Source organism: Brevundimonas sp. P7753 (assembly GCF_013386595.1).
Taxonomy (GTDB): Bacteria; Pseudomonadota; Alphaproteobacteria; order Caulobacterales; family Caulobacteraceae; genus Brevundimonas; species Brevundimonas bullata.
In genome coordinates, this window is the sequence record NZ_JACARP010000027.1 from 15,323 (window position 1) to 34,738 (window position 19,416).

Consider the following 19,416-nt stretch of genomic DNA (forward strand, 5'->3'; position numbering starts at 1 on the left):
CCGCATTTGCGGTTAGGGTAGTCGTGAACGGGAGTACGGGCGCATGATGATCGAACTGGCCGCCGCCGCGATGTTGCTGGCGAACATGGACCCGGAGGGCGTGGTCACGACCGCGCCGCGCGGCGAACAGGCTATTCCGACAGCCTCCGCCGCCCTGCTGGCCGAATCCACCTCCGACGCCTCGCCCAGCACGACGGTGCAGAGCGCCGCCCCGCACGGCCTGTCGACGGATGCGCAGATTTCCCGCTGGATCGGCGAGCGCACGGCCAGCGCCTCGCCGGCGCCGATCGATCCCTGGGCCGAGGGGGAGGCCGGGCCGCGCAAGATGCACGGACAGTTCAGCGTCGGCATGGGCACGGGCGGCTATCGGGACTATTCGGCGGCGGTGTCCCTGCCCCTGGGCGAGACCGGCACGCTGAATCTGATGGTCAGCCAGACCAAGAACAGCCCCTGGGGTTATGGCTATGGCTCGGCGTGGGGGCAGCCCTATGGCGCCTATGGACGTCCTTTCGGCGTCGTCGAGCCGTTCGGCTATGAAGGCGGTTATCGCAGCCGGGCCTATGCGCCGCTGCGCGACCGTTCGGACGTGCGGGACATGGACACGACCTCCAAGTCCGCCGGCGTCTCGCTCCAGATCGGCGGCAACTAGACTCCACGGCCCGGACTGAGGCGTTCGCGCCACGGCCTGCCTGTTTCCGTCGGTGGCGTCCCATCGCCGCATTCCCTTTGGGGGGCGATCTCCCATATGCGGGAGGCGATAGAGGACCAGTATGGATAGTTTGCTTAGTTCGGCCGCCGATTTCATCGCCAGACACCATGTCTGGGCCGGGGTCGTTCTAGGGTTGGTCACGTTTTTTGAATCTCTGGTGGTCATTGGCGCCTTCGTGCCGGCCACGGGTCTGCTGGTGGCGGCGGGCGGTCTGGTGGCTGCGGGCGTGCTGGACCCGCTGACCGTCATCGCCGGCTGCGTCATCGGCGCGGTCATGGGCGACGCCATCTCCTACTGGATCGGACGGCGACTGGGCACGGGCGTCCTGCGCCAGCCCATGCTGCTGCCGCATCGTCGCAAGATCGCGTGGACGCGGCTCTACTGCCGTCGTTACGGCGTGGCCTCCATCTTCATCGGCCGCTTCTTCGGTCCGCTGCGGGCCTTCGTGCCGGTCATGGTGGGCGTTCTGCGGATGCGCCAGCGCGTGTTCCAACTGGCCAATGTGACGTCCGCCTTCGTCTGGGTCCTGGCCATGCTGGCGCCCGGCTATCTGGCCGCCAAGGGTCTGGCGCAGCTGGAGTTCATGAGCGAGGCGCACGGCCCGACCCTGATGCTGATCGCCTTTGGGACACTGGTGGTCGTCGCCGTCGTCGCCATGCGCTGGCTGAAGGGCAGGGCGGCCAGGCGCTCGGCCTTGCTGGCTGCGACGGTCAAGTAAGCGAGCCCTTTTAAACCCCTCCACCACGGCCGTCATCCTCGGGCTTGACCCGAGGATCGAGCGTCAGGGCGCACTCATCATGGCTGCCGTCCCGCAGGCGGACAATCCGATCCTCGGGTCAAGCCCGAGGATGACGGTGGGGGAGCATGTCCCACGTTGCAGCCACGAAAAAAGGCCCGACCGGAAGGTCGGGCCTTCTTCGTTTCAGAACTGACGCGCGTCAGTCGTGGCCGTGGCTGTGACCGTGTGCATCTGCTTCGGCGGAGGCTGCGCCCGCGCTCCAGGCCTGACCCTCGGCGCTCTGGTGCCAGAAGGGCTGACGCGGGGCCTGACCGATCTCGTTCATCTGGTTGTCGAAGATGCGGCCGTTGATCATCGTATAGCCGATCTTGACCGTGTTCCGCAGGTTCTCCAGCGGGTTGGCGTCCAGCACGACCAGGTCGGCCAGCTTGCCGGTTTCCAGCGAGCCGATGTCCTTATCCATGCCCAGGGCGGCGGCGCCGTTCAGGGTGCCGACGCGCAGGGCCTGATGCGGGGTCATGCCGCCCTGCTCGAACATCCACAGCTCCCAGTGGGCGCCGAGGCCTTCGCGCTGGCCGTGGGCGCCGATCTGCACCGACACGCCCTCGTCCGACAGGCGCTTGGCCTCGCGGGCGATGTCGATGTGGTTCAGTTCGTTTTCGGGCACATGGACCGGGCGACGGGCGCGGCTGTCCAGGATGCGGCGTGGCACATACTTCGTCAGGATCGGGTCGTTCCAGACATCCGTGGCCTGATACCAGTAGTTCTCGCCCCAGTTGCCGCCATAGGCCACGACCAGGGTCGGGGTGTAGGCCACCTTGGTCTGACGCCACAGCTGGTGCACATCCGCATAGAGGCGCGCCAGCGGGATCGAGTGCTCGATCGTGGTGTGGCCGTCCACCACCATGCTCATGTTGTGCTGATACAGGGACCCGCCCTCGGGCACGACCATCATGCCCAGTTCGCGCGCGGCCTCCAGAATCTGCTGGCGCTGGTCGCGGCGCGGCTGGTTGTAGCTCTTGACGCTCCAGGCCCCGATGGCCTGCATCCGGCGCAGGTTGGACCGGGCGTCGTCCAGATCATTGACCTGGGCCGTGAACGGCGTCGCCGCCCCGTACAGGATGGTGCCGGTCGAGAAGATGCGCGGCCCGACCACCTTTCCGGCCTTGGCCAGTTCGCTGTGGGCGAAGATCTCGCTCGAATCATTGGACGGGTCGTGGATAGTGGTCACGCCGAAGGCGAGCGCCGCGTAGTTGACCCAGGACTGCTGCGGGATGATCTCGTCCGAGCCCATCGAGCCGTGCCAGTGGGCGTCCACCAGGCCGGGGATGATGGTCTTTCCGGCCATGTCCATGACACGGGCGTCGGCGGGGACCGTCACGGAGCCGCGCGGGCCGATGGCCTCGATGCGGTTGCCGTTGATCACGACCACGCCGTCCTCGATGATCTCGTCGCCCTTCATGGTGATCAGTCGGGCGCCGCTCAGGACCACAAGGCCGGTCGGCTTGGCGTAGTTGGCGCTGAAGCCGATCTTGATGCCATGCTCGGCGGGCTTGGGCAGTTCAGCGGGCGCGCCCTCGGCGAAGGCGAAACTTTCTTGCAGCGGGCGCGAGAACAGCTCCGGCCCCATCGACCATTGCAGGCGGCTGGAATCGCCCGACCAGTGCAGCCATTCGCCCGCGTCGCGGGTGACGCGCGTCTGGGGCAGGGCCTTGGTCTCGGCGCCGACCGTGACGGCGCGGCCTGTGGCGACGAAGGGCGTCACATAGGCGTTGAAGCGCTCGGTCCAGGCCACCCAGTGCTCGTCAGGCGAGACCGAGAACTCGGCGGCCCATTCGCTGCTCAGGTGAGTGCGCTCGTCGTCGCCCGACAGGTTGACCGACTTGAGCACGCGCTTGTCGCCGTCCCGCGCGGTCAGGAAGACCCGGTCGTTGCGGGCGCCGAACTGCGGGTTGGAGCCTTCATCGGTGATCAGCGTCGGCTGGCCGCCGCGCACCGAGGTCCGATAGACGCCCGGCTCGCGGCTCCACAGGGCCGTGCGCAGGAAGCCGTCGCTGGAGGTGCGATAGACCACGGTCTGGCCGTCCGGCGAGAACTGCGGCTCCAGATAGTGGCCGGGCTGGGCGCTGATGACGCGGCCCTCGCCGCCGGCGGCGGGAATCACCCGCAGCGTGCCGAGGTCCTGATCGTTCCAGGTCGTGTAGACGATGGAGCGGCCGTCGCGCGACCAGGACGGATAGAGCTCGAAGTGGTCGCTCTGGCGCGTCAGGCGACGGGGCGTCCCGGCCACGCCGTTCCTCAGGTCGCGAATCCACAGGTTGCCCAGGGCCTCGAACACCACCTTCGAGCCGTCCGGCGAGGTCTGGGCCCAGCGGACCATCTTCACGTCGAACTGGTCAGGGGCGACCTCGACGGGGAAGCGCACGGCCTCTTGCACGCGGCGGGTGTCGGCGACGTGGAAAGGGATTTCGCTGACGGCCTTGGAGGCCACGTCGATGCGATGGATCTTGCCGCCGGCCCAGAAGACGATCGCGCGGTTGTCGGGGGTCCAACTCATCGTCGGATAGACGCCGTGGATGGCCCAGGTTTCCTGCAGGTCGCGGTCCAGGGCGTCGTGGACCGGGGTCTCGCGGCCTGATTCCAAGTCCATGACGTAGAGGACGGACTTGTACCGATCGCGCCGGATGAAGGCCAGGGACTTGCCGTCGGGCGAGGGGGTGGGGCGAATCGAGCCGCCCGGGCCGGTGACGAAGGGCGTGACCTCGCCCGTTTCGCGATCCAGGCGCCGGATCACATAGATCTGGGTGTTCGGGTCCTTGGAGTAGTCGAACACGCCGCCCGAGGTGGCGTCGTCGCTGAAGTAGAGATAGCGGCCGTCGGGCGAGAAGGCGGGCTCGCCCGTGTCCTTCTGCTGGGTGCGGCGCTCGGTCAGCTGCACGCCGCCGCCGCCCGCGCGGTGGTACATCCACATCTCGCCCGCGCCCAGCGAGCGCGACGAGGTGAAGTGCTTGCGGCCGACGATGAACTGGCCGTCCGGCGACCAGTCGGGCTGGGTCAGCAGGCGGAAGGTCTCGTTCGACACCTGCTTGGCGTTGGAGCCGTCGCGATCCATTACCCACAGGTTGTCGCCGCCGCCCCGGTCCGAGGTGAAGGCGATGGAGCGGCCGTCGGGCGAGAACTTGGGCTGCATGTCCCAGGCCACACCGGAGGCGATGGCGCGGGCCTCGCCGCCGCTGATCGGCATGACATAGATGTCGCCCAGCAGGTCGAAGACTATCTCGCGGCCGTCAGGGCTGACGTCCAGCGACATCCAGGTGCCTTCGGTGACGTCGATGGTCGCGTCATGCGACGGACCCGGCGGGTTCTGGACGTCCCACTTGGGCTTGTCCGGCGTCGTGGGGGCGGCGCTCGCCGTTGAATCGCTGGCCGGCGCATTTTGCGCGAACGCCGGGAAGGCCACGGCCAGGGCCGCGACGGTGGTCAACAAACTGCGCTTCATGAAAGCCCCCAAACCCCTCGAACTGAGGTCGCAAGGTCTAGCGGGAGCGGAGCGGTCTTGACCAGACGTCAGGCGCCGAGCAGGCGCAAATCACCTGCGTCAGGACATCGCATTGGATTGTCGGGAAGATTGGCCCGGACCCTTGCAAATCACTGATCTGCAAGGGTCCGGATGGTGCCGCCGGGGGGAATCGAACCCACGACCTCAGCCTTACCAAGGATGCGCTCTACCACTGAGCTACGGCGGCCCTCACTGAGGAAGCGGCCGTATAGCCAACGGCTTCGGCCGGGCCAAGTGGAAAATGCACGCTTGATCAAAAACTTTGCACGCGGTCTGCTGCACGCCATGGATACCCCGCCCAAAGACGCCGTTCCCCTAGCTCCGGTCGTGGAGCCGACCCGTGAACAGAAGGCCAAGGCCGAACGGGCCGTTCGGCTGGCCGCCGCCCTGCGCACTAACCTCAAGCGCCGCAAGGCGCCGACCGCCGCGCCGCGCCCCGCGACAGAGCGCAACTGAAAGTCATCGTCCTTGCGCGCATACGGCTCTTTCGCGAGGGCGTAAGGGCTTGCTAGATAAGCGGTTCGCCGGGGCGCAGTGTTTCCGGCCGCGAAAGATTCCATGGACAGCATCGTCATCCACGGCGGCAACCGCCTGAACGGCCAGATCGAAGTCAGCGGCGCCAAGAATTCGGCCATCAAGCTGATGGCGGCTTCGATCCTGACGGATCAGCCCCTGCTGCTGACCAATATGCCGCGCCTGGCCGACACCCGCTTCCTGGGCCAGCTGCTGCAGCAGTTCGGCGTTCAGGTGACGGAACGCGATGGCGCTGACGGCCAGGAGACCCTGTTCTACGCCCCGGAACTGACCTCGACCTTCGCCCCCTATGATCTGGTTCGCCAGATGCGGGCCTCGTTCAACGTCCTGGGGCCGCTGCTGGCGCGCACGGGCCACGCCAAGGTCTCTTTGCCGGGCGGCTGCACCATCGGCGCCCGGCCCGTCGATCTGCACCTGATGGCGCTGGCCGCCATGGGTGCGGCGATCGAGCTGGAAGAGGGCTATGTCTCCGCCCATGCGCCCAAGGGGCTGCACGGGGCCGAGATCGAGTTTCCCTTCGTCTCGGTCGGCGCCACCGAGCACGCCCTGCTGGCCGCTGTTTTGGCCAATGGAACGACGGTGCTGAAACGCGCCGCCCGCGAGCCCGAGATCGGCGACCTGGCCCGTTGCCTGATCGCCATGGGGGCCAGGATCGAAGGCCTGGACACCGATGTCCTGACCATCACCGGCGTTTCGTCGCTGAACGGCACGACCTGGTCGGTGATTCCCGACCGCATCGAGATGGGCAGCTATGCCCTGGCCGCCGCCATGGCCGGGGGCGAGGTGCGCCTGACCAAGGGCCGCGCCGACCTGATCACCGCCCTGAACGACAAGATGATCGAGGCCGGGGTCGAGGTCGAACCGACCGACGACGGCCTCATCGTGCGCCGCGACCCGACGCAGCGGCTCAAGGCGGTCAACGTCACGACCGAGATCTATCCGGGCTTCGCCACCGACCTGCAGGCCCAGTTCATGGCCCTGATGACGACCGCCGAAGGCGAGAGCGTCATCCACGAGAACATCTTCGAGAACCGCTTCATGCACGCGCCCGAGCTCGCGCGTCTGGGCGCAGACATCTCGGTCCACGCGGGCGAGGCCCATGTGCGCGGCGTCGAGAAACTGCACGGGGCCCCGGTCATGGCCACCGATCTGCGCGCCTCGATCAGCCTTGTCATGGCCGGTCTGGTCGCGGAGGGCGAAACCACGGTCGGTCGTGTGTATCATCTGGATCGCGGCTTCGAGCGGATGGAAGAAAAGCTGGGAGCCTGCGGCGCCGATGTCCGGCGCGTGAAAGGCGAGGCGGATGAGCACTGAGGTCCAGGCGGTCTCTGACAACGACGCGGCGGCCGAATCCCTGGCGCCGATGGAGCCCTTGCGCCTGCTGGCCGAGGACGCCGTCGACCTACAGATCATCTCTGCCGCGCTTCAGGACGCCATCATGCGTCCCGTCGATATCAGCTGGGAAAGGGAAGCGCGGCGCCTGACCATCGTCCTGTCGCGCTTCTGTTGGGAATGCGGCGGCACGCGCGTCATGTCCGCCATGCAGTTCGGCGACGTCGAGGCGGTCAAGAGCCGCCGCCTGCCGCGCGCGCCCGAATCGGCGCTGGAGCTGCTGGCCCTCGACTTCGAACCGACCGAGGCCCCCGGCGGACGCGTCATCCTGATGTTCGCCGGCGGCGGCGATCTGCGAATCGACGTGGAGTGCCTGGACGCCGTGCTGACCGACCTGTCCGACCGCTGGCCCGCGCGCATGGCGCCGACGCATCTGGACGAGACTCCTTCTGACGAGAACAAGCCATGAGCGGACCGCACAAGCTGACCGCCATCGAGGTGGACGCCGCGACCCTTCCGGCCGCCACCGCCGAGATCGAGCATCAGCGCCGGGTCGCCATCTTTGATCTGGTCGAGCAGAACAACTTTGCGCCCGAGGGCGCCGCGGGCGGGCCCTACACCCTGCGCCTGTCGTCGCAGGACAATCGCCTGGCCTTCGACATCGCTGGGCCGGACTTCGCCCGCACCCACGTCCTTTCGCTGTCGCCGATGAAGACGGTGATCCGGGACTACGCCCTGATCTGCGAAAGCTATTACGAGGCCCTGCGCGGCTCCTCGCCCAGCCAGATCGAGTCGGTCGATATGGGCCGTCGCGGTCTGCACAACGAGGGCGCCGAACTGCTTAAAGGTCGCCTCGAAGGCAAGGTCGAGATCGACAAGGAAACCGCCCGTCGGCTGTTCACGCTGGTTTGCGCCGTCTATCGACGCGGCTGAACTCGACTATTTCGGCATTTTGGTGCATTAGGCGCCTCCTTCACGGCTCGCGTTCACACCCGACGCGAGCCTTAAGCTGTTTTTCGGGTGAGAGAGACCGCATGGCCAAGGAAGAGCTTCTCGAGTTCCCCGGCACCGTCAGCGAACTGCTGCCGAACGCCACCTTCCGCGTAACGCTGGAAAACGACCACGAGATCATCGCCCACACCGCCGGCAAGATGCGCAAGAACCGCATCCGCGTCCTGGCGGGCGACAAGGTGCTGGTTGAAATGACGCCCTACGACCTGACCAAGGGCCGCATCACCTATCGCTTCAAGTAAGGACGCGCGTGTCGCGTCCTGACCTTTCGGCTCCGAGGCTGGTTCTGGCCTCGTCGAGCCCGCGCCGCATTGAGCTGCTGGCGCAGATCGGGGTGGTTCCCGATCACGTTGATCCCGCCGACATCGACGAGACCCCGCTGAAAGGCGAGACGCCGACGCGTCTGGCCGAGCGCCTGGCGCGCGGCAAGGCCGAGGTCGTGGCCGCGCGTTCGCCCGACGCCATCGTCCTGGCCGCCGACACCGTGGTGGCCCTGGGCCGTCGCCTGCTGGAAAAGCCGGCGGACGAGGCTGAGGCCAGGCGTTTCCTCGAACTGCTGTCGGGTCGCAATCATCGCGTCTTCACCGGCGTCGTCGTGATCGCGGGCGGTCAGACGACCTGCCGCGTCGTCGACACCCGGGTCTCGTTCAAGACCCTGTCCGCCGAAGAGATCGCCACCTACGTCGCCTCAGGCGAATGGCGCGGCAAGGCGGGCGGATACGGCATCCAGGGGGCGGCCGCCGCCTTCGTGCGCCGCATCGTCGGCAGTCATCCCGCCGTCATGGGCCTGCCCCTCTATGAAGCGGCCAATCTGCTTCGGGGCGCCGGCTGGCGGCCCAGGATCGCCTGACATGGCCGATATCGAGGTCTTCCTCGATCAGACGCCGGGCGAGACCCGCGGCGTCATCGCCCGCAAGGGGCGCTACCACCATCTGATTATCCAACGTGACAGCGACCGGCCGAGCGATCGGCTGGGCGCGCGCAGCGTCGGGCGCATCGCGCGGGTCGAACCGGCCCTGCGCGGCGCCTTCGTCGATCTGGGCGCGGGCGAGCCCTATGGCTTCCTGCCTCTGGGCCAGAACGACAAACCGGGGGAGGGGACCAAGGTCGAGGTCGAGGTCGCCGCCGAACCCCGCGAACGCAAAGGCCCGGTGCTGCGCCGTCTCGGCGACGCGTCGGGCGAGCCGCGCCTGCTGGCGCCGGGGCCGGACGTGGCTGCGATTCTCTCTGTCTTGGCGCCGGGCGTCACGCCTCAGACCGGAGTAGCTGCGATTCGCGCCGCCCTCGAGGCCGAGGAGGACGCGCTGTCCTCCAGCGTCGTCGATCCCTCCTGCGGTCTGGATCTGATGATCCAGCGCACCCGCGCCCTGATCGCCGTCGACATCGACCATGCCCCTGCGCCGGGCCGTGATTCCCGCAAGAACCGCGAGACGGCCAATCGCGAGGGCCTGGCTCACGCCGCCCGGCTGCTGACGCTCAAGGGGTGGGGCGGTCTGATCGTGATCGACCTGATCGGCGTCGGGCTGCACGGCGACACTATAATGAAGATGGCGCGCGCAGCCTTCGCGGGGGAACCGCAGACGGCGTTCGGGCCGTTGAGCCGGTTCGGCCTGATGCAACTGTCCCTGCCGTGGCGAAGGACGCCGCTGGATGAACGACTGCTCGACGGGGCGGGAAGACCTGGTTTGGAGGCGCGCAGCATAGATATAGTGCGCCAGTTGCGTCTGGCCCTGTTGTCCGATCCCGCAACGCCGCGCTTTGTCGCGCGCTGTGCGCCTGAAGCGGCGGCGCTGGCTGCGCCCTTGGTCGAGGCCCTCGGCCCGAGGGGCGGTCTGCTGGCTGATCCGTCGATGGCCGCCGGCGCCGTCAGAATAGAAGAGGCTCCCTAATGTCGCTCTGCCCCATCTGCCGCCGCCAGAAGGCTGTCGAAGCCTACAAGCCCTTCTGCTCCAAACGCTGCGCCGACGTGGATCTGCAACGCTGGTTCACCGGCGGCTACGCCGTTCCGACCGACGAAGTGGCCGAAGATGAAAAAGATCGCTGAATTGAGTGAATTGGCGTCTGGACAGCCCCGTCAGCCTCGCCTATAGACCCGCCTCTCGCGGCGACGTCGCGTGGCCTGGATAGCTCAGCTGGTAGAGCAGCGGATTGAAAATCCGCGTGTCGGTGGTTCGAACCCGCCTCCAGGCACCACTCCCCTTACAACTCACCTCTTTCCCTCGCAGGGAAAGCTTTGCCCTAAAATGGCCTAAATTTCGCCATGGGCATTGCATGCCCGTAACGCGGCGTGATGCGACACTTTCGTGTCGTCGCCATTACAAAAATCGCAAATATTTTGCCGAACTTCCCGATTGCTGCACGTGCGAAGGGGAAAAGAAACTTTGCGGACTTGACGCTAAGATAGGCGTTCGCCAAAGGGTCTTAACCGCATTCCTGCTTGCAGGTCGGGGCTACCGGGATATTGTGTCCTGGACCTTGGCGGCGACGGTTGTTTTCGAACGACCGTTGCGGGGGCGGTTCCACTCGGCGGGCTCGATCTCGTCGGTGGTGAAATTTCATTATAGGGACGGCCGACTGACGCGGTCCGTGTCTTGGGTTCCACGTGTCAGACCAAAGCAGGAACTGGCGAACAATGCTCGATAGCAAGAAGACGAATATCCTCCTCGCACTGGCCGGCGCTGCCGTCCTGATGGCGAGCTCGCCGGTTCTGGCGCAAGACGCCGCAACCCCGGCCGCTCCGGCAGCCGCCGCCTCGACCGCCGCTCCGGCCGCCGATGCTGCTGCTCCGGCTGCTGACGCTGCTGCTCCGGCCGCTGACCCCACTACGGTCAGTGAATCGGTTTCCGGCGGTCACAGCGGCGGCATCACCCCGGTCTCCATGTTCATGGAAGCCACGGCCGTCGTTAAGATCGTCATGATCGGTCTGCTGCTGGCCTCGATCTTCTCGTGGACCCTGCTGCTCATCAAGCTGCTGGAGTTCGGCGCGCTGAACAAAGCCACCGACCGCTTCCTGGAAGCCTTCCGCGGCGCTCGCACCATCGCTGACATGCGTCGCGTTTCGACCTCGGAAGAGTTCGACGGCAACCCGCTGGCCGACATGGCCGCCGCCGCTACCGAAGAAATCGAACTGTCGCGTCAGGCTGGCCTGAGCGTCACTGGCGATCACCGCGACTCGGCTCTGCTGCGCGCCCAAACCGCCGTCGCCGCCGTTCAAGCCGGTCTGCCCAAGCGCCTCTCGGGCGGCCAGCAGTTCCTGGCTTCGACGGGTTCGACCGGTCCGTTCGTCGGTCTGTTCGGCACCGTTTACGGCATCATGAACTCCTTCATCGGCATCGCCGAATCCAACACGACCAACCTGGCCGTCGTTGCTCCGGGTATTGCTGAAGCCCTGCTGGCTACGGGTATCGGCCTGTTCGCCGCTATCCCGGCCGTTATCTTCTACAACTACTTCAACACGCGTATCTCGAACTACGGCACGCGTTCGGACGGCTTCAACGCTGAACTGATCAACGCCATCTCGCGTCAGCTCGACAAGGGAGCGTAAGACGGATGGCCGCCAAACTTTCCGGTTCCGGCGGCGGCAAGTACACCGTCGAGGCTAATGCCGAGATCAATGTCACACCCTTCGTGGACATCATGCTCGTCCTCCTCATCATCTTCATGGTGGCGGCTCCGCTCGCCACCGTGTCGGTGCCGGTGAAACTGCCTCGCGCCGTCGCGCCTCCGGGCAAGAATCCGCCGACGCCGGTCTTCATCTCCATCCAGAACGATGGCGACGTGTGGATCGGCGACCTCAAGTCTTCTCCCGGTGCTTTGGGCGATGACCTGCGGGTGCAGATCGGACGCAGGAACCCTTCGGAAGAACGTATTTTCATTCGTGCAGACCAGCAGACCCGGTACGGCGACTTCATGCAGGTCATGAACGCCCTCCAGGACAATGGTTTCTACAGCGTCGCCCTGGTTGGCGAAGACAACTCGTAAGGGGGCGGGGCGCATAGCATGACAGCTGAACCTCACGTCCACCGCGATCCGATTCTGGATCCGCCGAAGAAGAAGAAGAAGCTTTCGACCGGCGCCGTCGTGGGCATCACCGTCTCGGTGATCGTTCACGCCCTGGCGGGCCTGTACTTGTATAACAACAAGTTCGTGTTGAAGGAGATGACCTACGAGGACGAGGCCGTCGACGTCGAGCTGATGGAGGTTCCCCCTCCGCCGCCGAAGCTTCAGGTGCGTGAACCGCAGATCAACACCCAGGCGCCTCCGCCTCCGGTGACTGTGGCCATCGAACCGACGAAGAAGGAAGACCGTCAGGAATACACGGGTCCGCCCGTGATCGTCCCCGGACCTCCGCCTCCGCCGGCTCCTCCCGCACCGCCGAAGCCTTCGGTCATCACTAACCCGAGCTGGTCCCGCCAGGTCGCGCCGGAATTCCCGGAACGCGCCCAATCGCGCGGCATCGAAGCGGGCTCGGCCAAGGTGAACTGCGCGGTTGCCCCGAACGGCAGCCTCTCGGATTGCCGCGTGGTGTCGGAAGATCCCGCCGGCGCCGGTTTCGGCCAAGCGGTTCTTCGGGCGGCCCGTTCGGGTCGTCTGGCGCCGCGGACTGTTGACGGCGCCGCCGTCGGCGCCCGCGTCGAGTTCACGACCCGCTTCCGTCTGGACTAAGGATCTCTCTAGAGATCAGGTTGAACGCCCCGGAGGAAACTCCGGGGCGTTTTTCTTTGTCCGTTGAACAGCGCGCAGGACTGGCGCGAAGAGGCAAGCTTGCTCATGTTCGGCAGGCATAATCAGAGGGCTTTGCCATGAAGACATTCGTCGCCGTCATCGCCGCCGCCACCACGCTCGGCCTGGGCGCCTGCGCCTACAACGAGAGCCTCGGCCGTAATCAGTTCCTGATCGTCGACGACAGCGCCCTGATGCAGCAGTCCAATGCCGCCTGGGCCGAGACGCTGCGGTCGCAGAAGGTGTCGACCAACGCCGCGCAGAACGAACGCGTGCGGCGTGTCGGCGGGCGGATGGTTCAGGCCGCCGGGCTCGCGGGGCGCCAGTGGGACTATGCGGTGTTCGAGGACGCCAGCCCCAACGCCTTCGTCCTGCCTTCGGGCCAGATCGGCGTCACCACGGGTTTGCTGAAGCTGGTGCAGAACGATGATCAGCTGGCGACCGTCATCGGCCATGAGGTCGGTCACGTCGTCGCCCGTCACGCCGCCGAACGCTATTCGACCCAATCGACGACGGGTCTTGTCCTGGGCGCGGTCCAGAGCCGGGCAGGGGATTATTCGCAGGCCATTGGCGCCCTGGGCGGCATGGGCGCGCAACTGGGCCTGCTGCTGCCCTTCTCTCGCAGTCATGAGCTGGAAGCCGACCGTCTGGGCGTCGATTACGTCGCCACCGCCGGCTACAAGCCCTCGGAATCCATCGCGCTTTGGCGGTTGATGGCGCAACAGCGCCAGTCGGGCACGCCCGAGTTCGCCTCGACCCACCCATCGGACCAGACCCGGATCACCGCCTTGCAGCAGTATATCGCCAGCCGAGGCTGGAACTGACGGGGGATAAAGTGAAATTCCTTCAAATGCATATTGCTGACCGGGACGAGGCCCGCTAGAGAACCGGCCTCGCGTTGATCGCGCCGCCTTAGCTCAGTTGGTTAGAGCGCCGGTTTGTGGAACCGGAGGTCCTCAGTTCAAGCCTGAGAGGCGGTACCATCGCTCCTACGAATCGCTTTCGGCGACGTGGAGTGGTGACGATATGAGCGACGCTTTCCCCCTTTGGGACCCCCGCCAATACAACCGATTTGAAGCCCAGCGCGACCGCGCCGCGTTCGATCTTCTCGTGCGCCTGCCCGAGGATCTTGATCCCGCCGAGATCTGGGACCTGGGCTGCGGAACCGGCCAGCACGCCGCCCTGCTGAAGCGCCGCCACCCGAACGCCAGGGTGTACGGCCTGGATTCCAGCGCCGCCATGCTGGAGCAGGCCCGCGCCCTGTCCGCCGACGTCGACTGGTCGGTCGGCGACATCGCGACCTGGGCGCCGGATCGCCCCGCCGACCTGATTCTCGCCAACGCCTCGCTGCAATGGTTGCCCGATCACACGGCCCTGTTCGCTCATCTGGCCGGCGCCCTCACGCCCGGCGGCCTGCTGGCGGTGCAGATGCCCATGGCCTGGGAGACGTGCCACCATACGATCATGCGCGAGACGGCGGCCGAGGGGCCGTGGGCCTCGGTCCTGACCGGCGTGGACACGATCGCGCCCCTGCTGCCTGCCGAGGCCTATTACGAGGCTCTGGCGCCCCTTTGCGACGACATCGACATCTGGTCGACGACCTATCTGCATGTTCTGACGGGCGAGAACGCCGTGCTGGAATGGATGAAGGGGACGGCGCTGCGGCCCTATCTGACCGCCCTGGCAGGCGACGCGGCGCTGCGCGAGGCCTTCCTGACCGCTCTCAGCTTGCGACTGTCCGAGGCGTTTCCACGGCGTCGGGACGGAGCGACGTTTCTACCATTTCCTCGCCTGTTTCTGGTGGCGCAGCGTCGTTGACGGGCCCCCGGTGCAGATGCTCGACCGGGCATTTCAGCGTCGCCAGCGCCGTCTTCGCCGCGGCGTATCCTGAAGACACCGCCGGGGCGTAGGCCTTCCAGTCGCGGATATCGACGCCCTCGGGCCTGGGCAGGATCAGCAGGTCGGTGTCCGCCCGCGCCTGCATCAGTTCGGCCTCGGTCGTCAGGGTGGCCGAGCGCATCAGCACCGACACGATCGGCGGCCCCTTCTTCCACGCGCCCGAGACGATCCAGCGCCACCAGGACGGCGGGTCTTCCAGCGCCTTGGGATCGACGCCACGCGTCTGTGACACGTCCACGCCGACGACGGGGCCGCTGTTCAGGCGGCGCATGACCTCGCTGGGGAAGTTGCGCAGCACGGCCCCATCGACCAGCACCTGGCCGTTCATCACCACCGGCGGCATGACGCCGGGAATGGAGATCGAGGCCCGCAGGGCGTGGCGCAGCATCCCCTCGCGATGCACCTCCACCTTGCCGGATGTCAGATTGGTCGAGACCGCGAAGAAGGGCAGGGGCATGTCTTCGATATTCACGTCGCCATAGGCCTCCTGCATCAGGCGCGCGACCTTGCGGGCATGGGTCATGGCGATGATGGGGAAGGCGATGTCCGACAGGGGATCGGATTCGACGAAGGCCCTGCGGATGCGTTCGTCCAGCTCATCGTCGGACCAGCCCAGGCCGGGGCCGGCGGCGATGACCGCGCCCATGGAGGACCCGCCGATGAAGTCGATCGGCATCCCGGCTTCGCGCAAGGCCTTCAGGGCGCCGATATGAGCATAGGCCCGGGCGCCGCCGCCCGACAGCACCACCCCGACCGCCGAGCCGGTGACGATGCGGGCGATCCGCGCCGTGTCGTCAAACAGGCCCTCGACGGCATGGAACCAGCGACCGGGCTTGAACGCCTCCAGCCAAGCCCGCGTCCTGGTGGGCCGGGCCATATGCGCGGGACGCAACAGGATGAGGTCGGTCAGGGGGTGGGCTTCGTCCTCGATCTCGGGCGGCAGGACGGGCGCCTGCGGCCTGCGGTCGGCATCGCCCACGATAAAGATTCGGTCCACCTGCCGGGCGCACAGCGAGGCCCAGCCTGGCTCATCGGATTCGGCGACATAGAGGACGTAGTCGTGCGCGTCCTCGACGCCCGAGAACCACTCGGCGGCGGACGACAGGGCGCTGTGGTCGATGATGCGGCAGCTAAAGCCCTGGGACTCGACAGCCCGCGCGACCCGCTCGACGAAGCTGCGAATCGGCTGGGCGCGCGCCGAGACGAAACCGAAGACGGTCGGGTCTGATCCGGTCGAGTTCCGCTCGCGCGCCCGCATCAGCATGATCTGGCCCAGTTCGGCCATCAGGGCGGGCTCGGCGCGGGCCGCCTCGAAGAAGGCGTCACGGGGCAGGGCGATCACGTCGCTGTCGCGCAGGGCCACGACATTGGCCATGTGGGTCGTGCCCGCCAGCATGGCCATCTCACCGACGGGATCGCCCGGCTTGATGACGCCGACGAACTGTTGCCCGCGTCCGTTGTCGTCGCGAAACACGCCCAGCCGCCCGGCGCGCAGCAGATAGAGGGTGTCGGCAGGATCTCCGGCCGAGAACAGTCGCTCGCCCCGCGTCAGGGCGAACCAGCTGGCGCGGGTGTTCCTGGCGCCATCGAAGACACGCGCGAGGGCGGCTTCCAGCGTGTCGGGCAGCGTGTCGTTACGTTCAGCAACCATGGGGATGGTTTAGGCCGGAATCCGTTCGACAGGAAAGCGGACGCTTCCCCCCGAAGCGGAAGCCTCCTAAACCTTGGGCATGCCCAAGCTGATTTCCGCCGTCGATCGCAACAGTCCTGCTTTCAAAACGCTGGATGCGCACAATCGCGCCCTGCGGGACGAACTTTTCGATAAGGTCGCCAAGGCCGCGCGCGGCGGCTCCGACGCCAGCCGCGAGCGCCACGTGGCGCGCGGCAAGCTCTTGCCGCGTGACCGGGTCGAGCGCCTTCTGGACCCCGGCTCGCCCTTCCTCGAGGTCGGCCAGTTGGCCGCCAACGGCATGTACCGGGATGAAGCCCCCGGCGCGGGCATGATCTGCGGCGTCGGTCGCGTCTCGGGCCGCGAGGTCATGATCGTCGCCAACGACCCCACGGTGAAGGGCGGCGCCTACTTCCCCATGACGGTGAAGAAGCACCTGAGGGCGCAGGAAATCGCCGAGCAGAACAATCTGCCCTGCGTCTATCTGGTCGATTCGGGCGGCGCCAACCTGCCGCACCAGGCTGAGGTCTTCCCCGACCGCGACCACTTCGGCCGCATCTTCTTCAACCAGGCGCGGATGTCGGCCAGGTCGATCCCGCAGATCGCCTGCGTCATGGGCTCCTGCACGGCGGGCGGCGCCTATGTTCCGGCCATGTCCGACGAGACGGTGATCGTGCGCAACCAGGGCACCATCTTCCTGGCCGGTCCGCCTCTGGTGAAGGCCGCCACCGGCGAGATCATCTCCGCCGAGGAGCTGGGCGGGGCCGAGACCCACGGCCGCAAGTCCGGCGTGGTCGACCATGTGGCCGAGAATGACGAGCACGCGCTGGAAATCGTCCGCTCCATCGTCGCCAACCTGAACACGGTCAAGGACGTGCCGCTGGACGTGCGCGAGCCGCGCCCCCCCGCCCTGGACCCGCAAGAGCTTTACGGCATCATCCCCGACGACGTGCGCGCGCCTTATGACGTGCGCGAGGTCATCGCCCGTATCGTCGACGGCTCGGACTTCGATGAGTTCAAGGCCCTGTACGGGACCAGCCTGGTCTGCGGCTTCGCCCGCATCTGGGGCTATCCGGTCGCCATCCTGGCCAACAACGGCGTCCTGTTCTCGGAGAGCGCCCAGAAGGGGGCGCACTTCATCGAACTGGCCTGCAAGCGCAAGATTCCGTTGCTCTTCCTGCAAAACATCTCGGGCTTCATGGTCGGCGGCAAGTACGAAGCCGAGGGCATCGCCAAGCACGGCGCCAAGCTGGTCACGGCCGTCGCCAGCGCCGAGGTGCCCAAGTTCACCGTCCTGATCGGCGGCAGCTTTGGCGCCGGCAACTACGGCATGTGCGGTCGCGCCTATTCGCCCCGCTTCCTCTTCACCTGGCCCAACAGCCGCATTTCGGTGATGGGCGGCGAGCAGGCGGCCTCGGTGCTGGCCACCGTCCACCGTGACGCTGACACTTGGAGCGCCGACGAAGCCGAGGCCTTCAAGGCCCCGATCCGCCAGAAGTACGAGGACGAGGGCAACCCCTATTACGCCACCGCCCGCCTCTGGGACGACGGCGTCATCGACCCGGCCCAGACCCGCGACGTCCTGGGCCTGGCCATCAGCGCCAGCCTGAACGCCCCCATCCCCGAGACGCGCTTCGGCGTGTTCAGGATGTAAACTGCATCCTTGGCACTCCAAGAATCCTTCTCCCCTCGGGGGAGAAGGTGGCCTGCGGAGCAGGTCGGATGAGGGGGCGCTATCTGCAGGCAAACGCGAACAATGAGGATGGAGCCGACGGCCCCCTCATCCGGCTCGCTGGCGCGAGGCACCTTCTCCCCCGAGGGGAGAAGGGGTTAGGCTAGGCCTTATGCATCAGTCGCCAGACCGAACGCGCCGCGCCCGTCGTCTCCGAGCCGACACCACGCCAGCCGAGTCCCGCCTCTGGGCCCTGCTGCGCAATCGCGGCTTCGAAGGCTGGAAATTCCGGCGTCAGACCCCGGTCGCCGGCTATGTCGCCGACTTTCTCTGTCTCGACCTCAAGCTGGTCATCGAGCTGGACGGCGGCGTTCATCGCCTCCGCGAGGCCGAAGATGCCCTGCGCGACCATCGCCTCGCCGAGGCGGGTTTCGCCGTTGTCCGCTTCTCAAACGAAGCATTTTTGCACAATCCCAATATCTTGCTGGACGCGATCCGCCTTCGCGCGGCACAAATGGGGAAATCGCCCCCTCATCCGACCTGCTCCGCAGGCCACCTTCTCCCCCAAGTGGAGAAGGAAGACATTTCAGGCGTTCAGAGCTTGAAGGAGCCATCCATGACTGACCAACCTACCGAAGAAGACCTGAACGCCCTCGACATCACCGACGCCGAGGCCGCCGAGATGAACGCCATCGCCCATCCCTTCGTCGCCGATCCGGCGCCGGACGCGGACAATGAGCTGGTCAAGATCGACGCCCTGCCGTCGGGCGTGGTCTTCGTGACGATCAACCGTCCGGCGAAGAAGAACGCCTTCGACGCCGCCACCATCGCCGCCCTGTATGAAGCGTTCGAGACCCTGCACGGCGCGGATCGGGTGCGCGTGGTCTTCATCCGTGGCGCGGGCGGCACCTTCAGCGCGGGCGCCGATCTGAACTGGATGGCCGACGCCGCCGGCTGGTCCGAGAGCGACAACCGCGACGACGCCATGGGTCTGGCGAAAATGCTCAAGGCCCTGCACGACGTACCGGCCCTGACGGTGGCCCTGGTCGAGGGCTCGGCCATGGGCGGCGGGGCGGGCATCGTCGCCGCCTGCGACATGGCCGTGGCGGTCGAGGGTGCGCGCTTCGCCTTCTCCGAGGTCAAGCTGGGCCTCATCCCCGCGACCATCGCTCCCTATGTCATCGAAGCCGTCGGCGCCCGTCGCGCCCGTCAGCTGTTCCTGACGGCCAACACCTTCGACGCCGACTATGCGGCGCACGCGGGCCTGATCGACTTGGTCCTGCCGGAAGGTTCGGTGGACGAGTTCATCTCCATGCTGACCGACAGCCTGACCACCTGCGCCCCCGGCGCCATGGGCGAGGCCAAGCGTCTGGTGAACGACCTGGCCGGCGAAGCCATCGACCATCGCCTGCTGGAAGAGACCGCCAAGCGCATCGCTCGCGCTCGCGTCTCGGAAGAAGGCCAGGAAGGCGTCCGCGCCTTCCTCGACAAACGCGCCCCCAGCTGGGCGCAATAAAGTGGTGAGTGGTCAGTGGTGAGTGGCGAGTGGGGAGAGTGCTAGCACGCCTTC

Annotated in this window: 19 protein-coding genes, 3 tRNA genes and 1 pseudogene; 20 read left to right on the forward strand and 3 right to left on the reverse strand. The window is 66.6% G+C overall.

All coding sequences use genetic code 11. The features are described from left to right. The first annotated feature begins 43 nt into the window (after positions 1–43). Positions 44–649 carry a hypothetical protein gene (locus tag HX774_RS06510; RefSeq protein ID WP_178825286.1) on the forward strand — a complete coding sequence of 202 codons (606 nt, stop codon included), beginning with the start codon at positions 44–46 and terminating at the stop codon, positions 647–649. 121 nt (positions 650–770) lie between these two features. Continuing rightward, on the forward strand, positions 771–1,427 hold the full coding sequence (locus HX774_RS06515) for a DedA family protein (RefSeq protein WP_178825288.1): 657 nt from the start codon (positions 771–773) through the stop codon (positions 1,425–1,427). A gap of 220 nt (positions 1,428–1,647) precedes the next feature. Here HX774_RS06515 and HX774_RS06520 read toward each other — a convergent pair whose 3' ends face one another. Together HX774_RS06520 and HX774_RS06525 are read right to left on the reverse strand one after the other, a co-directional pair. After that, complete coding sequence (locus tag HX774_RS06520) at positions 1,648–4,935, reverse strand: amidohydrolase family protein (protein ID WP_370523359.1); 3,288 nt, start codon at positions 4,933–4,935, stop codon at positions 1,648–1,650. Between the two features lie 184 nt (positions 4,936–5,119). Then, positions 5,120–5,194, reverse strand: a tRNA-Thr gene (locus tag HX774_RS06525). Between the two features lie 62 nt (positions 5,195–5,256). Between HX774_RS06525 and HX774_RS06530 the strand changes: the two genes are divergently transcribed. The 15 genes from HX774_RS06530 to HX774_RS06600 all read left to right on the forward strand — a co-directional run bounded on the left by HX774_RS06530 (position 5,257) and on the right by HX774_RS06600 (position 14,424). Next, positions 5,257–5,463 (forward strand): hypothetical protein, encoded by a 207-nt coding sequence (locus tag HX774_RS06530; protein ID WP_114817780.1) that lies wholly within the window; start codon positions 5,257–5,259, stop codon positions 5,461–5,463. A gap of 102 nt (positions 5,464–5,565) precedes the next feature. Further along, positions 5,566–6,855: a UDP-N-acetylglucosamine 1-carboxyvinyltransferase gene (murA, locus tag HX774_RS06535; protein WP_178825292.1), complete on the forward strand. Its 1,290-nt coding sequence runs from the start codon at positions 5,566–5,568 to the stop codon at positions 6,853–6,855. Further along, a complete protein-coding gene (locus HX774_RS06540) occupies positions 6,845–7,342 on the forward strand; it encodes a DUF2948 family protein (RefSeq protein ID WP_178825294.1) in 498 nt (165 codons plus the stop codon). The genes murA and HX774_RS06540 overlap by 11 nt, the downstream gene beginning before the upstream one ends. After that, complete coding sequence (locus HX774_RS06545) at positions 7,339–7,806, forward strand: UPF0262 family protein (protein ID WP_178825296.1); 468 nt, start codon at positions 7,339–7,341, stop codon at positions 7,804–7,806. The genes HX774_RS06540 and HX774_RS06545 overlap by 4 nt, the downstream gene beginning before the upstream one ends. A gap of 101 nt (positions 7,807–7,907) precedes the next feature. After that, complete coding sequence (gene infA / locus HX774_RS06550; RefSeq protein WP_008261544.1) at positions 7,908–8,126, forward strand: translation initiation factor IF-1; 219 nt, start codon at positions 7,908–7,910, stop codon at positions 8,124–8,126. Between the two features lie 8 nt (positions 8,127–8,134). Next, positions 8,135–8,734, forward strand: a complete 600-nt coding sequence (locus HX774_RS06555; RefSeq protein WP_178825298.1) for a nucleoside triphosphate pyrophosphatase — start codon at positions 8,135–8,137, stop codon at positions 8,732–8,734. Between the two features lies 1 nt (position 8,735). Continuing rightward, positions 8,736–9,773 (forward strand): ribonuclease E/G, encoded by a 1,038-nt coding sequence (locus HX774_RS06560; RefSeq protein WP_178825300.1) that lies wholly within the window; start codon positions 8,736–8,738, stop codon positions 9,771–9,773. Then, positions 9,773–9,928, forward strand: a complete 156-nt coding sequence (locus HX774_RS06565; RefSeq protein WP_114817774.1) for a DNA gyrase inhibitor YacG — start codon at positions 9,773–9,775, stop codon at positions 9,926–9,928. The genes HX774_RS06560 and HX774_RS06565 overlap by 1 nt, the downstream gene beginning before the upstream one ends. Before the next feature lie 73 nt (positions 9,929–10,001). After that, positions 10,002–10,077: transfer RNA gene (locus HX774_RS06570), tRNA-Phe, on the forward strand. 439 nt (positions 10,078–10,516) lie between these two features. Then, positions 10,517–11,428, forward strand: coding sequence for a MotA/TolQ/ExbB proton channel family protein (locus tag HX774_RS06575; protein ID WP_178825302.1), 912 nt, complete (start codon positions 10,517–10,519; stop codon positions 11,426–11,428). Between the two features lie 5 nt (positions 11,429–11,433). After that, positions 11,434–11,865, forward strand: a complete 432-nt coding sequence (locus tag HX774_RS06580) for a biopolymer transporter ExbD (RefSeq protein ID WP_114817772.1) — start codon at positions 11,434–11,436, stop codon at positions 11,863–11,865. Positions 11,866–11,883: 18 nt separating this feature from the next. Beyond that, positions 11,884–12,549, forward strand: a complete 666-nt coding sequence (locus HX774_RS06585) for an energy transducer TonB (protein ID WP_178825304.1) — start codon at positions 11,884–11,886, stop codon at positions 12,547–12,549. A 137-nt stretch (positions 12,550–12,686) separates the two neighbouring features. Further along, complete coding sequence (locus HX774_RS06590) at positions 12,687–13,430, forward strand: M48 family metallopeptidase (protein WP_178825306.1); 744 nt, start codon at positions 12,687–12,689, stop codon at positions 13,428–13,430. Between the two features lie 82 nt (positions 13,431–13,512). Further along, positions 13,513–13,589: transfer RNA gene (locus tag HX774_RS06595), tRNA-His, on the forward strand. Between the two features lie 43 nt (positions 13,590–13,632). Beyond that, positions 13,633–14,424: a methyltransferase domain-containing protein gene (locus HX774_RS06600; protein ID WP_178825308.1), complete on the forward strand. Its 792-nt coding sequence runs from the start codon at positions 13,633–13,635 to the stop codon at positions 14,422–14,424. Here HX774_RS06600 and HX774_RS06605 read toward each other — a convergent pair. Then, complete coding sequence (locus HX774_RS06605) at positions 14,330–16,156, reverse strand: patatin-like phospholipase family protein (RefSeq protein WP_178825310.1); 1,827 nt, start codon at positions 16,154–16,156, stop codon at positions 14,330–14,332. The two genes, HX774_RS06600 and HX774_RS06605, sit on opposite strands and share 95 nt — an antisense overlap. Positions 16,157–16,235: 79 nt before the next feature. On the opposite strand from HX774_RS06605, the gene HX774_RS06610 reads away from it, so the two are divergent. From HX774_RS06610 to HX774_RS06615, 3 genes and pseudogenes are all read left to right on the forward strand, one after another. Then, entirely contained in the window at positions 16,236–17,828 is a 1,593-nt protein-coding gene (locus HX774_RS06610; protein ID WP_178825312.1) for a carboxyl transferase domain-containing protein, read from the forward strand. 190 nt (positions 17,829–18,018) lie between these two features. Beyond that, a pseudogene (locus HX774_RS19750) lies at positions 18,019–18,285 on the forward strand (endonuclease domain-containing protein); the annotation flags it as partial. 177 nt (positions 18,286–18,462) lie between these two features. Then, the gene (locus tag HX774_RS06615; RefSeq protein WP_218650300.1) at positions 18,463–19,362 is read left to right on the forward strand and encodes an enoyl-CoA hydratase-related protein; all 900 of its coding nucleotides are present in this window, start codon (positions 18,463–18,465) and stop codon (positions 19,360–19,362) included. Positions 19,363–19,416: the final 54 nt, after the last annotated feature.

What these genes read in the sequence shown, in the direction of transcription:
- HX774_RS06510 (WP_178825286.1), top strand. Translation starts at nt 44, where the DNA reads ATGATGATCGAACTGGCCGCCGCCGCGATGTTGCTGGCGAACATGGAC.
- HX774_RS06515 (WP_178825288.1), top strand. Translation starts at nt 771, where the DNA reads ATGGATAGTTTGCTTAGTTCGGCCGCCGATTTCATCGCCAGACACCAT.
- murA (WP_178825292.1), top strand. Translation starts at nt 5,566, where the DNA reads ATGGACAGCATCGTCATCCACGGCGGCAACCGCCTGAACGGCCAGATC.
- HX774_RS06540 (WP_178825294.1), top strand. Translation starts at nt 6,845, where the DNA reads ATGAGCACTGAGGTCCAGGCGGTCTCTGACAACGACGCGGCGGCCGAA.
- HX774_RS06545 (WP_178825296.1), top strand. Translation starts at nt 7,339, where the DNA reads ATGAGCGGACCGCACAAGCTGACCGCCATCGAGGTGGACGCCGCGACC.
- infA (WP_008261544.1), top strand. Translation starts at nt 7,908, where the DNA reads ATGGCCAAGGAAGAGCTTCTCGAGTTCCCCGGCACCGTCAGCGAACTG.
- HX774_RS06560 (WP_178825300.1), top strand. Translation starts at nt 8,736, where the DNA reads ATGGCCGATATCGAGGTCTTCCTCGATCAGACGCCGGGCGAGACCCGC.
- HX774_RS06565 (WP_114817774.1), top strand. Translation starts at nt 9,773, where the DNA reads ATGTCGCTCTGCCCCATCTGCCGCCGCCAGAAGGCTGTCGAAGCCTAC.
- HX774_RS06575 (WP_178825302.1), top strand. Translation starts at nt 10,517, where the DNA reads ATGCTCGATAGCAAGAAGACGAATATCCTCCTCGCACTGGCCGGCGCT.
- HX774_RS06580 (WP_114817772.1), top strand. Translation starts at nt 11,434, where the DNA reads ATGGCCGCCAAACTTTCCGGTTCCGGCGGCGGCAAGTACACCGTCGAG.
- HX774_RS06585 (WP_178825304.1), top strand. Translation starts at nt 11,884, where the DNA reads ATGACAGCTGAACCTCACGTCCACCGCGATCCGATTCTGGATCCGCCG.
- HX774_RS06590 (WP_178825306.1), top strand. Translation starts at nt 12,687, where the DNA reads ATGAAGACATTCGTCGCCGTCATCGCCGCCGCCACCACGCTCGGCCTG.
- HX774_RS06600 (WP_178825308.1), top strand. Translation starts at nt 13,633, where the DNA reads ATGAGCGACGCTTTCCCCCTTTGGGACCCCCGCCAATACAACCGATTT.
- HX774_RS06605 (WP_178825310.1), bottom strand. Translation starts at nt 16,156, where the DNA reads ATGGTTGCTGAACGTAACGACACGCTGCCCGACACGCTGGAAGCCGCC.
- HX774_RS06610 (WP_178825312.1), top strand. Translation starts at nt 16,236, where the DNA reads ATGCCCAAGCTGATTTCCGCCGTCGATCGCAACAGTCCTGCTTTCAAA.
- HX774_RS06615 (WP_218650300.1), top strand. Translation starts at nt 18,463, where the DNA reads ATGACTGACCAACCTACCGAAGAAGACCTGAACGCCCTCGACATCACC.